This window comes from Peribacillus sp. SRI_006 (assembly GCF_057586375.1).
On record NZ_JBYCZT010000005.1, the window covers coordinates 168,533 to 184,497 of the forward strand.

Consider the following 15,965-nt stretch of genomic DNA (forward strand, 5'->3'; position numbering starts at 1 on the left):
GATAAAGATGAAAGCTATTCATTTTGAAGAATACGGCGGACCGGAAGTACTGAAATTGACTGAAATGGAAAGACCTGTGCCAACAGGGCATGAAGTCCTGATTGAAATCGATTGTGTAGGCGTCAATTATGCAGATACAGCCAGAAGGGAAGGGCAATATGTAGTTCCTACGCCGCTACCGTTCATTCCCGGTGCGGAAGTGGCTGGCGTAGTGGTGGAAGTTGGTGGAAAGGTGACCAAAATCAAACCTGGTACAAGGGTCGTCAGCTTAATTGAATCTGGTGGATATTCAGAATATGCCCTTTCTGATGAATTCTCGGCCATTCCGCTTCCTGATGCCATTCAGTTCCATGAAGCTGTTGCCTTGCCCCTCCAAGGTCTGAGCGCCTATCATATTCTTAAGACAATGGGACGCATGCAACAGGGTGAAACGGTATTGGTCCATGCTGCTGCTGGGGGAGTGGGATCGATTGCCGTACAGTTAGCCAAAATCTTCGGGGCTGGAAAAGTGATTGCCACCGCCAGTACAGTGGAAAAGTTGGAACTGGCTAAAGAGATGGGGGCAGATGAACTCATTGATTACACGCAAGAAGGATGGGAAATGAAAGTCCGTGAGGTCACGGGAGGAAAGGGAGTAGACGTCGCGCTGGAAATGGCTGGAGGGGATATTTTCAATAAAACGTTGAAATGTTTGGCTCCCTTTGGACGTCTTGTTGTTTTTGGCAATGCAAGTCGTAAGCCTTATACGATGAACCCGCAGCAATTAATGAGGCGCAATCAATCCGTCGTGGGTTTTTTCCTGCCACAGATCATGAAACACCCGGATTTGCTGTTGCCTAGCATTCAAGCCCTTTTTGCATACGTTGCGTCCGGGGAGCTTAAGTTAACTATCGGGGGCATCTACCCAATTGAAAAGGCAGCAGCCGTTCATGAGGAAATGAACGCCCGGCAAACAAAAGGGAAGTTGATTTTGCAGGTTAAATGAGAATAAGGGGTGTATGATGCACCCCTTCTAGGATTTCACTTGTTCCTTTGACCCTAAAGAAAGCACGCCTCAATCCGTATCAGTGCTAACATCTTTATCTGGATGCATGAAAGGCGGCTGCGGCGCTATTTTAGACTCTAATAGTTGGCGGTTTTCAGTTGAATTCCAGCCTATATCATTGGTGGGGTGTACCCATTCGTCTCCAGCCATGATTTCCGGGTCTGTATCTTCGCTCCAGTTTTCGAGTGGTGAGTTTTCAGAGGCATATTTACTGTCGCCAATGACGACTCCATAATCATTGACGAATGGAGCCTGTGGTTTTATGCCGGTCCCCTTAAAGCTTGGTGCGTTAATTTGGTGTGGTTGTGTATCGTTGACAATTGGTGAATCCAATTTCTTTTTCATGTAGTGTCTCCCTTTTCGTTTTACGGTTATTTTTCTCGTCTGTCCCTATATTATCCCTGAATAATTTCCGGCATTTTTACCCCATTCTAAAAGGTAAACTATATTAAAAAGGGTGGATGAAAATGAAACGGAAAGCCAATGTGGATGGAGCTGTCAAAGCAAGTAAAACGCCAAAAAGAAATCAAGCTGAAAATGAATTTTCCAATGAGTTCGCAATGGAGGAAAATGCAATGAAAGGTGCCAACCGCAATTCAAAGCAAGGCAGAAAAGGAAGAAGTAATGGATAAAGAAAAACGGAACAGCGGGGAAAAGATGGGGGAACATGTACGAACTGAATTTGGAATAGAGTTCAGCGGCGATATGAACGCAACTAAAATTTATGAAATTTTGGCAAAAGAAAATAAAAAACGTGAAAGTGATAAGTAAAAAGGACGGACCCAGCCTTGGGTCCGTCCTTATTATTAAAGCATGATGCTGCCGGATTTTGAAAGAGGGAAAATCGTTGATCCCTTACCACTCGGATCAAAATAGGCAAGCATGAATGAAGGTTTATCGACGATTGTTCCCTCGGCTAAATACGTTTCCAGATCAAAGGGAAGTGCCTCGAGCAACGTGTGTTTGTGTATTTCTTTTTCATTCAGGGCCAAAGCGGTGAAAGAGGAACCAAGCTGTTCAGGCTTATTGAGAATATATTCATATATCTCTTTCCGACCACTTTTATCTAATGAAGCTTCCCACCAAGGTTTACGTGGTTTGTATTTTTGATTCATGAAATAATCCAATTTCATGAGTCCGATAATGTTTTTCAGTTCGGCAGATTCCCGGGAAGCCAAAAACTGCTGTAAACGTCTGAACAAGTCTTCAAGCTGATGGCCGATTCGTGACCACCCTTGTTCATCCCAATAGGTACCGAAATCTTGAAAGAAGTCGAACGGTGATTGAAATACCGTTTTGACAAGATATTCCGTAGTATGATCCATTCTATGATCGTTCCAGTATTTTTCAAGTACATCTTCAACTTGTTTAATGCGGACAATGTCATCGAAGGATAAAACATTATTCCCCAATATTTCATAAGGAGCATGTTCGCTGTATATATATTGGTGTTCATCGGCTCGTATCCGTAAGCCGGTTCCACGAAGCATCTTTAAGAAACCAAGCTGCATCTCTTCGGGTCTAAGCTCGAAAACATCATTGAAGGTCTTTCGGAAAGAATGATAATCTTCTTCCGGTAAACCGGCAATAAGGTCTAAATGCTGATCAATTTTCTGACCATCTTTTACCATGGTTACGGTCCTGGTCAGTTTTTCGAAATTCTGTCTTCTCATTACTAGATCATTCGTATGATCATTCGTCGATTGTACCCCTATTTCAAAGCGGAACAGTCCTGCAGGGGCATTGTCGTTCAAGAACTGGATAACTTCCGGACGCATGATGTCCGCCGTGATCTCGAACTGGAAAACCACACCGGGAAGATGCTCATCGATTAAGAATTGAAACATCTCCATGGCATAGCTTCGGCTGATATTGAAGGTTCGGTCAACGAACTTAATGGTCTTTGCACCATTAGCCATAAGGTACCTGATATCTTCTTTAATCTTTTCACGATCAAAATACCTGACACCCACTTCAATCGATGAAAGGCAAAATTGGCAGCTGAACGGGCAACCTCGGCTAGTTTCGATATAGGTGACACGTTTAGATAGGTCGCCGCGGTCTTCCTCCAAACGATATGGAGAAGGGAGGGATTTTAAATCAACCTTGCCGTTCTGAGGCTGGATGATTTTTTTTCCATCCTGTCGGTACGCAATGCCGCCGATCTTCTTATAGTCATTCGAACCTTCAATTTCAGATAAAAGGGCCTTGAAGGTGACTTCACCTTCACCGATTACGATGAAATCAGCCCCGGGAATCTGATCAAGCCATTCCCCAACATCATAGGTGACTTCAGGTCCGCCGAGAATGATGACCAATTCCGGGTTGATTTTTTTAAGCATGGCTACGACTTTCATTGTTTCCTCGATGTTCCAAATATAGCAGCTGAACCCTATGACATCAGGTTTTTTGGAATGAAGGTCACCAACGATGTTCATAATTGGATCTTTTATCGTATATTCTGCCAGCTGGACATCATAATCAGGCTGGGCGTAAGCTTTTAAATATCGGATGGATAGCGATGTATGGATATATTTTGCGTTAAGAGTACTGATTATTATATTCATGTTAAAGGGCGTAAAAGAAACGCCTGGCTCCTTTCGTGTACATGTCTTTTTAAGCCAACAAGCACTAACGAGTTATTTTACCATAGCGTGCTCCATTTGAAAAATGAGTTATGGTATTGAAGGGGAATCTTTTCTGCTTGAAAGTCGGATAAGAAATCGAATTTGAAAAAACGGATAAAGCAGGAAATGCTTCATCCGTTTTATTTAAAACGCTTGTTTAATATAGTCTTTCGTTTTAGTCATGAATCGTTTTGTTTTGGTCGCCTTCAATTCGATGATCGGCTGTGCCATGGAAGCGATCATTTCACTTGATAATAACACGGTAATCAAGAAAGAGAGTCCGGCGAGCATGATAAAGCTCTCTGTATTGCTGAAGTATTCCTGTATGGTGCTTTCGCGGAAGAAACGAATGAAGAAACCATGCAGCAGATACACATAAAGGGTTTGTTTACCCCAATTCGTAAAGAAATATTGTCTGCGTGGGATGAACGAAAGGAAGCTGAACACTGAAATGATGCTCAATCCATAAAACCCCAGGCGTTTAAACATGGACACGATTGTCGCATCTTCAAGTTCGGCATATGGTTTCGAACCGAGCAGCCATTTATAATTAATATCGGTATTTAAATAAAAACCGATAAAAATCACTAACATGACAATAAGTGATGCCAAACGAACTTTGGGAGTGAATAGTTTTTTTAAATGTTCCTTGCTTAAATGGTACCCGATCAAAAACATCGGGAAAAAAACGAATGTCCTGGAGAGACTAAGGTAATTGGAAATATTGTCTATATAACCAATCAATAATGCGATTATTAAAGATAAACCTATGCCTACTGATGGCTTTAGCTTTGAGAAACCAAGCAGCATGATGTTCCAACAGAATAAACTGATCAAGAACCATAGCGACCATTGGGGGTCAAGCAGGTCTACAGTGATGGCAGAACGTTCATATAAGAAATAATAGTAAACGGTATATATCAATTGGAAAATGATGTAGGGTAAAATCAGCTTTTTAGTAATTTTACCTAAATACCCTTTTTGATAAAAACCTTTCGCAAAGAATCCTGAAACAAGGATAAAGGCAGGCATGTGAAAGGAATAAATGGTTTTATATAAAGCATATATTGTTTCACTGTCATGTATATACGTATTCAGCAAATGACCAAAGACGACAAATGCCATGAGAATGAACTTGGCGTTATCGAAGAAAAAATCACGTTGTTTCATTTATTGCCTCCATTTAATAAATTTTAAGGTAGCTAGAAAGCATTGTTATTTCTTATTCCCTAAATACCTTGTACTAAATCATTATTTATTAAATTTATTATAAAAACCTTAAATTAAGCTTAACGCTAAGTTTTACAGCATTCAATATACTATCATTTGATATATAGGTTAATTTTGGATAAAGGTGTTTGTCCTGATTTTCGAAAAATACCGAGGAAAATCAAGATGGATGTCGAATATGGTTGGGTAGGTATGGGTTTTGATGAGGGGGGTTAATATGAATATCGGTTATGAGAATGAAACGGAATATAAACAGGAAATTTTAAAATTGAATAAACAGATCGAAGGGTTTCTGAATATGTTCGATTCAATGTCAGAGCCTTATATCAGGGTTGATGAGGAACTGCGTCTCACTTATGCCAATGATGCCGCTTGTGCCCTGCTGGAAACACCTAAAGATCAACTGGAGTCCATGAGGATAACTGATTTTCTCGATGTCATCCCTTTAAATAACCAGGAAGTGTCAAGCACCCTAAAAACCTCGAATGAAAGTGAAAGGCAAATTATCCAGCTACATACCGGAGCCCTTAAGCAAATAGAGTTTATACGAATGGGATCACTTTCCGAAGGACAGCAGTTCTATCGTTTGGGGGATGTGACATTGGATGTTTCTTCGTCAAGGGAATCAGGGATGTCAAGACAGATGTTTTTGGACATTTTCGATACAGCCATAGAAAGCATCGTTCTATTCGACAGTTCAGGAATAATAATGGAAGTGAACCATGCCTTTATCCATGCCTTGGGCATTCCGAAAAAAGAGATTGTCGGTAAGAATATGAGGGACCTCATCTCCCCAGATTATCGGGGATATTGGGATGAGAGCATACAAAGAGCCTTTGATGAGTCGAACTATAAAGGGGAGGTAGAGATAAAGGTCGGGGATGAACTGCATCATTTTACTTTTTCGATAAGTTCAACGGTAGGAAATGAACTATATATGTCTGTGCTTGGAAGAATTACAGAATCAAATATAATAGAAAAAAAGTTAGAGACGAGTGAACGGATTTTTGCGGAATTATTCGACCAGTCCATGGATGCAATCATATTCTGGAATGATGACGGGATCATTTTTCGGGTCAATCATTCAGCATGTAAAATATTCGAATCCAGCAGGGAGGATTTGATTGGCAGTTATATCTGGAAATACGTTTACAGCAACAATCACCATTTTAGTCAGATGATGGAAACGTTTGAAAGAGACACCCAGGTGCGGGGTGAGCTGATTTATAAAATGCCTAATAACCAAATTAAATTGCTGGAATTGACTGCAAAAAAACATGAAGGTGACGGATATAACGTAACGATCTTTCGAAATGTCAGTGAGCGCTGGCTGATTGAGAAGGAATTAAGGGATAGTGAGAAGAAGTTCAGGAAGATTTTTGAGGGAACATTAGACGGCCTGATTTTATGGAATCATGAAGGGTTCACGGATATTAATGAAGCGGGTCAGAAAATATTGGAGATTTCGAAGCGCAAACTGCTTTCTTTATCTGTTAAGGGGTTCATCGAAAAAATTCCTGAAAATGCTCCAGAATTGAACTCTCACATTGAAAATGTTTATAAGCATGAGGTATACTCCTCCATCATTCCGATAACATTCGAAGATGGAAGAGTTAAGCATATTGAATTTTTGACGAGGAAAAATTTATATTCGAATCTGAATTTAAGCATTTTCCGTGATGTGAGTAAAAATCTCGAAATGCAGGAACAAATCCGTAAATCGGATACTTTGAATGTCGTTGGTGAATTGGCGGCAGGTATTGCTCACGAAATCAGGAATCCAATGACAGCTTTAAAAGGTTTTATCCAGTTGCTTGAGGATGGTGTTAAAGGGGAGTTTTCCACATATTTTCATGTGATTACATCCGAAATTAAGCGAATCGAAACCATTATCACGGAATTTTTGGTTCTGGCAAAGCCGCAGGCGCTAAAAGTTTTCAAACAGGACGTTCATACCATATTGAGAGAGACACTGGAATTACTGGCCGCTCAGGCACTGTTGGAAAATATTCAATTCGAGACAAACTTTGAAGAAGATGAATGTAAGGTTTTATGTGAAGCGAACCAGTTAAAGCAAGTGTTCATTAATATCATCAAAAATGCATTGGAAGTCATGCCGGATGGCGGATCTGTTCACATTAAAACAAGCCGATTTTCAGAGAAATACGTTTGCATTTCAATTACTGATAAAGGCATGGGGATTTCAACGGAAATGCTAAAAAAATTGGGTGAACCTTTTTATACGACGAAGGATAGGGGAACAGGACTGGGGCTCATGGTCAGCTATAAAATCATTGAAGAACACAATGGCTATATAGAAGTGGAAAGCGAAGTGGGAAAAGGGACGAGCTTTCATATTTATTTGCCATTCGAGTAATGGAGAAGGGGATGCTCTATACCTTTCTTAAGTTAACGGAAAGCATGGATACTTCATTAGGGATCCTTTATCGGATTCCTTTTTTGTTTCATCATCATTATCCTGGGATTTCAAATGAGGGTTGTAATAATGATAAACATTTTTGCTTCACTTAAGGGGCTGTCCTGCTTTTAAATCATTGAGAAATTATTTGCTCGAATTGAATAAGCGAAAACTAATAATAGCATCCAAATAGGGGAATCTTTCAAAGCGATTTTCGGAGCTGTCTTCATATGAAATCTTCCTGATCAATATATGATGCTTATGCTTAGGAATTTCCGTCATATCCTGTCTGCTGATGGACCAAGCCATATCGCAATTTAAGAAGTTTTGTCTTTTTTTGCGAATCTATTTACATATAAGGCATATTTTGTAATACTTCTTTATTATAATGTAACTTTAAAAGGGCAGGAGTAGTGAATGTAGTTATGAATTCTAGGTGTGCAACGGAAATTTGTTCTGAGATTCGAATGAAGCGTTGGGAAATGATGGAGTTGGCGAAAATGTATGGACTTGGCCATGAGTATACCCTTCGCCAAAGCGAGCAGCTTGACAAACTTATAAATGAGTATCTGATCCTTCAACATCATTCATCAGTGGAAGTGAGAAATAAGCGAGATGAAATGGTTGTTATTGTACAGCAGCCCTTTAATGAAGACATTTCCTTTTAGAAGGAACTGAATGCCCATGACTTTTTATATTAGCAGGCAAGAGACAATCAACTTTGTGTGATTTCTGGTGAAATGAAACATATCTGAAAACAAATAAAGAAAGACTTATATAAACAAGAATATATCTTTTGAATTTCCTTTGGATTTGGGGTATATATCGAGGGGAGGTCACCAGAAGGTGTCCTTCGTGCATCGGATTGGTTTAGAAGTCTTAATTTTTCTGAATGGATTACACTGATAAATAAAAAGTAAGAGCTGACTCACTTGATGGAGCCAGCCATGGAAGTACCGCAATTATAAAATTTCCAATAATATGACCATGAACAAAAGGCCGATAATGAAGGAATAGGTGGATGTGCGTTCATTACCATCCCCATGGCTTTCGGGAATCAGTTCCTTATAAACGATGAAAAGCATTGCCCCGGCGGCGAAAGCTAGGCCGTATGGAACCAGGAACCCAATGTAAGAGGTTAAATAATAACCCAGTAAGCCTGTAATTATTTCGATGGTGCCGGTTAAGGTTGCAATCAGGAATGCTGTGAGTTTACCGATTTTTTGATTAATTAAAAACAAGGCGACCAGTAAGCCTTCCGGAGCATTTTGCAGGCCGATGGCAAAAGCGATCAAGTTACCTGTATCAGCTGTATCAGAGGCGTAACTGACCCCGACAGAAAGCCCCTCAGGAATATTATGGAGTGTAATGGCAGTGATGATGAGCAAGGCCTTTTCATCGAACTGAATACCACTTTTCGTATGGCTGAGATCGATATGAGGAATGTTTTGTTCCATGACCGTTAATGTCATTACCCCGAGAAAAACCCCAATTACCAGCTGAATATACCCTCCGGTGGCCAGAGACTCCGGGATCAGGCTCAATAACGAAGCAGCCATCATGATTCCAGCGGTAAATGCCAGTAGCGTGTCTCTGAATCGATGTGTGATTGAACCTTGAATGAACAAGATCGGTAACGCACCAAACCCTGTAGACATAGCAGATAGGATGCTTCCTAATAAAACTCCACTCATAAATTTCTCCTTTGTAAGGTACTTATCGTTACTTCTTTGCGGATTTTTGGGTGAAACAATAATTCATTGTATTTAGACATAAAGAATATGTTCCTGGAAAAAACCATTTTGCATCAATCTTCTGCATACCATTTTTCCAATGTTAGATCAGACGGTAGCAATATGCTGATGATTCCCAGTAATGGCAGGAATCCCACTAGTTTAATCATGGATTCAATTCCAATTATATCTGCAATGGCTCCCAATGAAACGGATCCAATGGCACCCATTCCGAAGGCTAAACCTACGGTCAAGCCTGCCATCGTACCGACTTTTCCCGGGACCAATTCCTGTGCGTATATTACCGTGACGGAAAAACTGCTCATTATAATGAATCCCGCTATCAATAATAAGATAAAAGCGGCTGTAGGAGGTACGAATGGTAAAAGTGCGGTTATTGGCATACTGGCAGCGAAAGAAAAGAAAATGATGTTTTTACGTCCGAATCTATCAGCAAGCGGGCCTCCGAAAAAAGTACCAACAGCACCAGCTGCCAAAAAGGCAAATAGGAAAAATTGAGCGGCTTTTATCGTGAATGAATACTGTTCGATCAAATAAAAACTATAAAAGTTCGTCATGCACGATACATACCAGGAACGGGCAAAGATTATGAATAAAATCAATACCAGGGCTTTGGCCACTTTATGGGACCGCTCTTTATTGATTATTTTTGCAGCAAGCTTTTTAGGCTGGAAGTGAACTAATTTTTGGGAATACCAATTGGCAATATACAGCAATAGGATAACGGCCATCAAGGCAACCAGGGCAAACCAGAGTGCGCCCTTTTGACCAAATGGAACAAGTACGATGGCTGTGATGAGTGGGGCAAGTGCCTGCCCGCTATTCCCGCCGACCTGATAAATGGATTGTGCCAGGCCTCTCTTTGGTCCGCCTGCCATGTAGGCAACCCTGGAGCCTTCCGGATGGAATATGGCCGACCCTAAGCCCATCAGGATGACTGCACCAAGGATAATGGTATAGTTTGGGGCAATTGCGAGAATGATGACCCCGATTAAAGTACTGGTCAACCCAATGGGCAATGCATATGGAAACGGTTTTTTATCCGTATAAAACCCAACTGCCGGTTGCAGGAGCGATGAGACGATATTCAGGCAGAATGCAATCATTCCTAGCTGTGTATATGAAAGCGACATTGATTTTTCGAGGATTGGGAACATGGCCGGTACGACGGCCTGAAGAGAATCATTCATTAAATGGCATATGCCTATGATGATCATGATTTTCAGAGTCATATCTTGTTTTTGCGTTTTTGTTTTAATGGCAGCGATACTTCCCATCTGTATATATCCTTCTTCCTTATTAAGATTTTTACCTATTCCATAAATAGATTCAATAAGCATGCACCGTATGCATGACACCTTTAAATAAATCGGGATCGTTACTAGCCTTCATGAAAAAATCGATAACTCTTCAAAGTATTGCTAAGTGTGGTCTTTTATAAGCGGCAAGCTGATTGTAACGGTTGTACCGACCAGAGGTTTACTTGAAAACTCGATGGTGCCGTTAAAAGATTCAATGATTCGTTTACACACAAATAGCCCTAATCCCGTTCCTTCTTTTTTCGATGTATAGAAGGGATCGAACACTTTCCCTATATCTTTTTCAGTCAGTCCTTGCCCGTTATCGATGATCATGATTTTAGCCGATTCATTTTCATGGTGAATTCGAATCCTTAACTTTTTCCCGACTGCCATGGCCTCGAAACCGTTTTTGGCAATGTTGAGAATGACTTGTTTGAGTTGATCCTTTGTACAATGAACCAGGATTGGCTCCTTTATGATATTCCATTCCACTTCAATATTGAAGTGACGTGCTTCTGATTCTATTATTGGTCTCAATTCAGCAATGATACTGCGAATATCATATAAGGATAAAGTTTGTACCATTGGCTTTCCTAAAATCAAAAATTCGCTGACGATGCTATTGATCCGTTCAATTTCCTTCATGATGACAGAGTAATAGAACTGATCTTGCTCCTCAGGGTGTTTTTCTACCAGTAACTGAACTAGCCCCTTTATGCCGGTAAGTGGGTTTTTTATTTCATGTGCAGTACTTGCAGCCAATGTACCGACAAAATCTATTTTTTGGCTTTCGTTTAGTAATTTTTGGTTTTTGGCATGCCTGCGAACGATCAGTTCCTCCATGATGATATAAATCATGTGAGTAATAAAGAAGGTGAAAAAGACAAGCATTAAAAAAATATTCATGTTATTTGTGTTAATCTTGTCGGGCACTTTGACGGACAGTTTCCAATCGACTTCGGTCAAAGGAACATCCACCCATGTTGAATGTCCATTGAATCCCTCGGCATTTATATCTAAAATTCGGGTTTTGTCCTTTGTTTCCAATATAAAGGTATGACCAGGGCTGAGCATTTTCAATATTTTTTCCATATGATCCAGCCTGATATGTGCCAATAAAAACCCTTGCACTTTTTTATCTTGATCCAGTATGGGAGCAAAAATGGAAAAATAATTAAAATGAGTGTTATAAAGCTCCTTTGTTCCTGCTACAACTGCTTTTTGAGTTTTTACTGCACGTTCTATATCATTTTGTTCGATTAAATGGTAATGATGGAAATTCTTATTCGTACCCGAAATGGAAACACCGTCGCGATTTAGCCAATATACTCCGGCATACCTGGAATCTGTATCTTTGATCCAGTTCATAAGAAGTTCGGTTTTTTTATCATCCATATAAAGCACGGAACTGCTAAGGCTAAGCAGTTCAAGGTTTTCCTTCGTTTCCCTTATAACTTGATCTATGTATTCTTGATAAACCGTTCCCGCCCATTCAGCTTGTTCCTGTCTTTCTTTTTGAAGGGAACGTTCTAAATGCATCCAATAAATGATAGAGAGAAAAATTAATGGTAAAATAACAATAAGTAGGTATGTGGTGAATTTATGCCTCGTTTTCATGTTTGTCACTACTTTAGCTTTTTTTTCAAGTATATCAAAATGATTGATTAAACAATAGTGCATACTAACAGGGCAGATTGACAAAAAATCCTTAATGTCATATAATAACTTTTAATTCAAGATATTTTAATTAAAAATTTTTAAGGTTGTGAAGTTATGGAGAATAATAACATCCAACAGTCTTTGAAACTGTTCATTGTGATGTCTAGAGCTCATCGATCCATTAATGATGTGGTTAATAAACATATAGCTGAAGAGGGTTTGAATCCAACTGAGTTTGCAGTACTGGAATTGCTTTATCATAAAGGGGATCAGCCTCTTCAGCAAATAGGCGGAAAAATCCTGCTAGCCAGCGGCAGCATTACCTATGTCGTGGATAAACTTGAACAGAAGGAATATCTGCAGCGAATAGCATGTAAAGAGGATCGCCGTGTAACCTTTGCAAAGATAACCGATAAAGGAAAGGCCTTTATTGAAGGAGTATTTCCTGAGCATGAAAAAAGAATCGATGATATCATGAGTGTACTTACGCAAGATGAAAAGGCGACCGTGATAGAATTGCTTAAAAAGATTGGGTATTCCGCTCAAAATTAGCTAAAGAACCAGCACCTGGATTTGACTACAGGTGCTGGTTTTTTATGTCTGATAAAACATGAATTTGTTTTAGCGACATAAAAAGGTTTTTAATAAGCTATGGCGAATTAAATTACATTACGACAACCGTGATAATGGTGAATGTTACTTGGAAACGAATTCGATTGGATAACGTCACACTGGTTATACAGAAAAAATGTTTTATATTCGAAAGGGAGTTTACATATGAAATTTAATGAGTATAAATATAAGCGGCCTGAAATGGATGAAATTAAAACCCGGTTCATGAAAGCTTTGGAAAAGTTTACGGATGCTGCAAATGCCGATGCACAAATAAAAGCCATGGAAGAAATAAACGGAATACGAAATTATGTAGGTACGATGTTTAATTTAGTCTATATCCGGCATTCCATAGATACCAATGATGTTTTTTATAAAGCGGAGAATGATTACTTAGATGACTTCTCCCCTGAAATGGAAGAATTGACCTCGAAATTTTACAATGATCTCGTTCGCTCGAAATTCCGTAAGGAGCTTGAGGAGAAATGGGGAACTCAACTATTTGACCTGGCAGAGGCCCAACTCAAAACCTTTTCGCCCGAAATCATACCACAGCTGCAAAAAGAAAATAAATTATCAAGTGAGTATTCACAATTAATTGCCTCTGCAAAAATTCGCTTTGATGGAAAAGAATTAACGCTTGCGCAGCTTCAGCCTTTTATGGAGTCCTCGGACCGTGAGTTAAGGAAAAATGCAAGTGAGGCATATTACGGTTTCTTTGAAGAAAAGCAGGAGGAATTGGATCGTATATTCGATGAACTTGTCAAGGTGAGGAATGGGATTTCGACAGCGCTGGGTTATGGGAATTTCGTGGAACTTGGGTATTATCGAATGACAAGGACTGATTATGATGTTGATATGGTTGCTGCATTCCGCAAGCAGGTGAAAGAGGAAGTGGTACCGCTTGTCACCCGACTGAAGGAACGGCAGCGGGAACGTCTTGGATTGGAGAAGCTGAACTATTATGATGAGAATTTTCATTTCAGAACGGGTAATGCCATTCCAAAAGGCGATGCTGAGTGGATCATCGGAAATGGGAAAAGGATGTACCAGGAACTATCGCCTGAAACGAATCAGTTTTTCAACTATATGATTGATAATGACCTGATGGACCTTGTGGCGAAAAAAGGAAAAGAAAGCGGTGGCTACTGTACTTTTATAGAAGACTATAAAGCTCCATTCATCTTTTCTAATTTCAATGGCACTTCCGGGGATATTGATGTTTTGACACATGAGGCAGGTCATGCATTCCAAGTGTATCGCAGCCGTGATCTTGATATTCCTGAATATTATTGGCCTACATATGAAGCATGTGAAATCCATTCGATGAGCATGGAATTTCTAACTTGGCCATGGATGGAGCTATTTTTCAAGGAAGATACGGAAAAATATAAGTTTTCCCATCTAAGCGGTGCCCTCATATTCCTCCCGTATGGGGTAGCTGTTGATGAATTTCAGCATTTTGTCTATGAAAATCCTAATGCCTCCCCCGTTGAAAGAAAGCAGGCTTGGCGTAAGATCGAGATGGAATATTTGCCGCATCGCGATTATGAAGGAAATGAATTCTTGGAGCATGGCGGGTATTGGCAGCGGCAAAGCCACATTTATCAATCACCCTTTTATTATATCGACTATACATTGGCCCAGATTTGTGCTTTCCAATTCTGGAAAAGGTCGACTGAAAAAGATGAAACGGCTTGGGAGGATTATTTGAATCTGTGCCAACTTGGAGGCAGCAAGTCCTTCCTTGATCTCGTTGAATCTGCGAATCTGAAATCACCGTTTGTTGACGGTACTGTACAGTCCGTTGTGAAGGTGATAGACGAATGGCTCTCCACTGTTGATGATAAGGCATTATGAAATGGTCTAACTCTGAACCATGATTATAAAAGAAGACTTGGTTATCCTTCATGAACACTTTTTTATATAGAAAGAAATTTGCCACACTCCTGCCGAGGTGCTTGCAATGATGCGGCATGAAAGACAGTCGGCGGAAAGGGAGTGAATTTCTGGAATCAACTGGTACGTTTATTAATTAGTATTCAGTCTGAACGCTTGGAGATTATTCCAAGCGTTTTTTTTAATATTCATGCATTCGGAATGATGCTTCAAACATAGGGGGGTTCAGACTGCACTGTGAGAGAATGAAACCGAGGAAAAAAACAGCCGACGAAAGGAATATCGCCCGGCTTGTCTTAAATATCTCTTCCTAACATATAAATGTAGGGAGGAGGGGAGAGTATGCTGTCAAGATGGTCAGGGAGTTTTCAGATTGCAGCGGTTTATGTAGGCACAGTCGTCGGTGCAGGATTTGCAACTGGAAAAGAGATTGTCGAGTTTTTTACCCGTTATGGTTTTTATGGCTTTATCGGGATTTTAATAGCAGGTTATATTTTCATATTCACCGGGACGAAAATCATGCTCATTTCCGCAAGGATCAGAGCATCTTCGTATGAGGAGTTCAATCAATTTCTTTTTGGGAGGAAAATAGCGGGAATCATCAACTTCTTTTTCCTGATCATGCTGTTAGGGGTGACGGCTGTCATGATATCGGGTTCTGGAGCCGTTTTTGAAGAACAACTTGGCGTGCCTAAAAGTATAGGAAGTTGGTCTACGATCATCCTGGCATCCTTGGTCCTGATGATGGGCATGCGCGGTGTTTTCACTGTGAACTCGTTTGTTGTACCAATCATGATCTGCTTTAGCGTGATTCTTTTTTGCTCGACTTTAGGTAATGGGGATTTCTTTAAGACCCTTACAAAAGTTCCGGATGAAGTGATCACCGTGAAAATGATTTTGTCCCCCTTTGCCTACACAGCCTTTAATCTTGCTTTGGCACAGGCTGTGCTGGTTCCGGTTGCGTATGAAGTTCGAGATGAGAAGGTCATTAAGCATGGAGCAATTCTTGGAGGGATATTCCTGACCATCATTTTATTGACGGGGCATTTTTCACTTATGACACTTCCTGACGTGAATCGTTATGAAATCCCTTCAGCAGTTATTATGAGAACTGCGGCCGGTCAGTTGTATTGGATGTTCATTTTGGTGATATACGGAGAGATATTCACATCGGTCATCGGAAACATATATGGCTTACAGAGGCAAATCAGCAGTTATATTAAATTGCCAAGCATGCTGATCATAGCGGTGATCTTTTTAATAGCTTTAGTCATTAGTGAATTCGGATATGGAAGGTTACTAGGATATATTTATCCGGTTTTTGGATACATAAGCCTCCTTTTTTTAGTGCTGGTCTGGAAGAGCAAGGCAGGCAAGGAGTAATGGAGAACGGGGGGCCTGCCCCTAGCCCTCCGTACC

At 40.2% G+C, this 15,965-nt stretch carries 14 protein-coding genes; 8 read left to right on the forward strand and 6 right to left on the reverse strand.

Going from position 1 to position 15,965, the window contains the following annotated elements; genetic code table 11:
• The first annotated feature begins 7 nt into the window (after positions 1-7).
• A complete protein-coding gene (locus tag AC2YHV_RS08745) occupies positions 8-985 on the forward strand; it encodes a quinone oxidoreductase family protein (RefSeq protein ID WP_034314170.1) in 978 nt (325 codons plus the stop codon).
• 69 nt (positions 986-1,054) lie between these two features.
• On the opposite strand, the gene AC2YHV_RS08750 is transcribed toward AC2YHV_RS08745, so the two are convergent.
• A complete protein-coding gene (locus AC2YHV_RS08750) occupies positions 1,055-1,390 on the reverse strand; it encodes a DUF3905 domain-containing protein (protein WP_034314168.1) in 336 nt (111 codons plus the stop codon).
• Between the two features lie 122 nt (positions 1,391-1,512).
• Between AC2YHV_RS08750 and AC2YHV_RS08755 the strand changes: the two genes are divergently transcribed.
• A complete protein-coding gene (locus AC2YHV_RS08755) occupies positions 1,513-1,677 on the forward strand; it encodes a hypothetical protein (protein WP_057278994.1) in 165 nt (54 codons plus the stop codon).
• Positions 1,670-1,816, forward strand: coding sequence for a hypothetical protein (locus tag AC2YHV_RS08760; RefSeq protein WP_164468810.1), 147 nt, complete (start codon positions 1,670-1,672; stop codon positions 1,814-1,816). The genes AC2YHV_RS08755 and AC2YHV_RS08760 overlap by 8 nt, the downstream gene beginning before the upstream one ends.
• 35 nt (positions 1,817-1,851) lie before the next feature.
• Here the strand turns inward: AC2YHV_RS08760 and AC2YHV_RS08765 are convergent, their stop codons facing one another.
• Together AC2YHV_RS08765 and AC2YHV_RS08770 are read right to left on the reverse strand one after the other, a co-directional pair.
• Complete coding sequence (locus AC2YHV_RS08765; protein ID WP_095391730.1) at positions 1,852-3,612, reverse strand: B12-binding domain-containing radical SAM protein; 1,761 nt, start codon at positions 3,610-3,612, stop codon at positions 1,852-1,854.
• Positions 3,613-3,816: 204 nt separating this feature from the next.
• On the reverse strand, positions 3,817-4,842 hold the full coding sequence (locus AC2YHV_RS08770; protein ID WP_063596374.1) for an acyltransferase family protein: 1,026 nt from the start codon (positions 4,840-4,842) through the stop codon (positions 3,817-3,819).
• Positions 4,843-5,119: 277 nt separating this feature from the next.
• Between AC2YHV_RS08770 and AC2YHV_RS08775 the strand changes: the two genes are divergently transcribed.
• Entirely contained in the window at positions 5,120-7,279 is a 2,160-nt protein-coding gene (locus AC2YHV_RS08775; protein ID WP_186442091.1) for a PAS domain-containing sensor histidine kinase, read from the forward strand.
• 467 nt (positions 7,280-7,746) lie between these two features.
• Positions 7,747-7,989, forward strand: a complete 243-nt coding sequence (locus AC2YHV_RS08780) for an aspartyl-phosphate phosphatase Spo0E family protein (protein WP_034314155.1) — start codon at positions 7,747-7,749, stop codon at positions 7,987-7,989.
• A 294-nt stretch (positions 7,990-8,283) separates the two neighbouring features.
• Here AC2YHV_RS08780 and AC2YHV_RS08785 read toward each other — a convergent pair whose 3' ends face one another.
• The 3 genes from AC2YHV_RS08785 to AC2YHV_RS08795 all read right to left on the reverse strand — a co-directional run bounded on the left by AC2YHV_RS08785 (position 8,284) and on the right by AC2YHV_RS08795 (position 11,993).
• Complete coding sequence (locus tag AC2YHV_RS08785) at positions 8,284-9,015, reverse strand: ZIP family metal transporter (protein ID WP_057278998.1); 732 nt, start codon at positions 9,013-9,015, stop codon at positions 8,284-8,286.
• A gap of 113 nt (positions 9,016-9,128) precedes the next feature.
• The gene (locus tag AC2YHV_RS08790) at positions 9,129-10,352 is read right to left on the reverse strand and encodes an MFS transporter (protein WP_487373095.1); all 1,224 of its coding nucleotides are present in this window, start codon (positions 10,350-10,352) and stop codon (positions 9,129-9,131) included.
• A gap of 144 nt (positions 10,353-10,496) precedes the next feature.
• Positions 10,497-11,993 (reverse strand): ATP-binding protein, encoded by a 1,497-nt coding sequence (locus AC2YHV_RS08795; RefSeq protein ID WP_487373053.1) that lies wholly within the window; start codon positions 11,991-11,993, stop codon positions 10,497-10,499.
• Between the two features lie 156 nt (positions 11,994-12,149).
• On the opposite strand from AC2YHV_RS08795, the gene AC2YHV_RS08800 reads away from it, so the two are divergent.
• From AC2YHV_RS08800 to AC2YHV_RS08810, 3 genes are all read left to right on the forward strand, one after another.
• Entirely contained in the window at positions 12,150-12,587 is a 438-nt protein-coding gene (locus AC2YHV_RS08800; RefSeq protein WP_034314147.1) for a MarR family winged helix-turn-helix transcriptional regulator, read from the forward strand.
• Between the two features lie 225 nt (positions 12,588-12,812).
• Positions 12,813-14,507 (forward strand): M3 family oligoendopeptidase, encoded by a 1,695-nt coding sequence (locus tag AC2YHV_RS08805; RefSeq protein WP_487373054.1) that lies wholly within the window; start codon positions 12,813-12,815, stop codon positions 14,505-14,507.
• A gap of 381 nt (positions 14,508-14,888) precedes the next feature.
• Entirely contained in the window at positions 14,889-15,929 is a 1,041-nt protein-coding gene (locus tag AC2YHV_RS08810; protein WP_487373055.1) for a YkvI family membrane protein, read from the forward strand.
• Positions 15,930-15,965 lie beyond the last annotated feature (36 nt).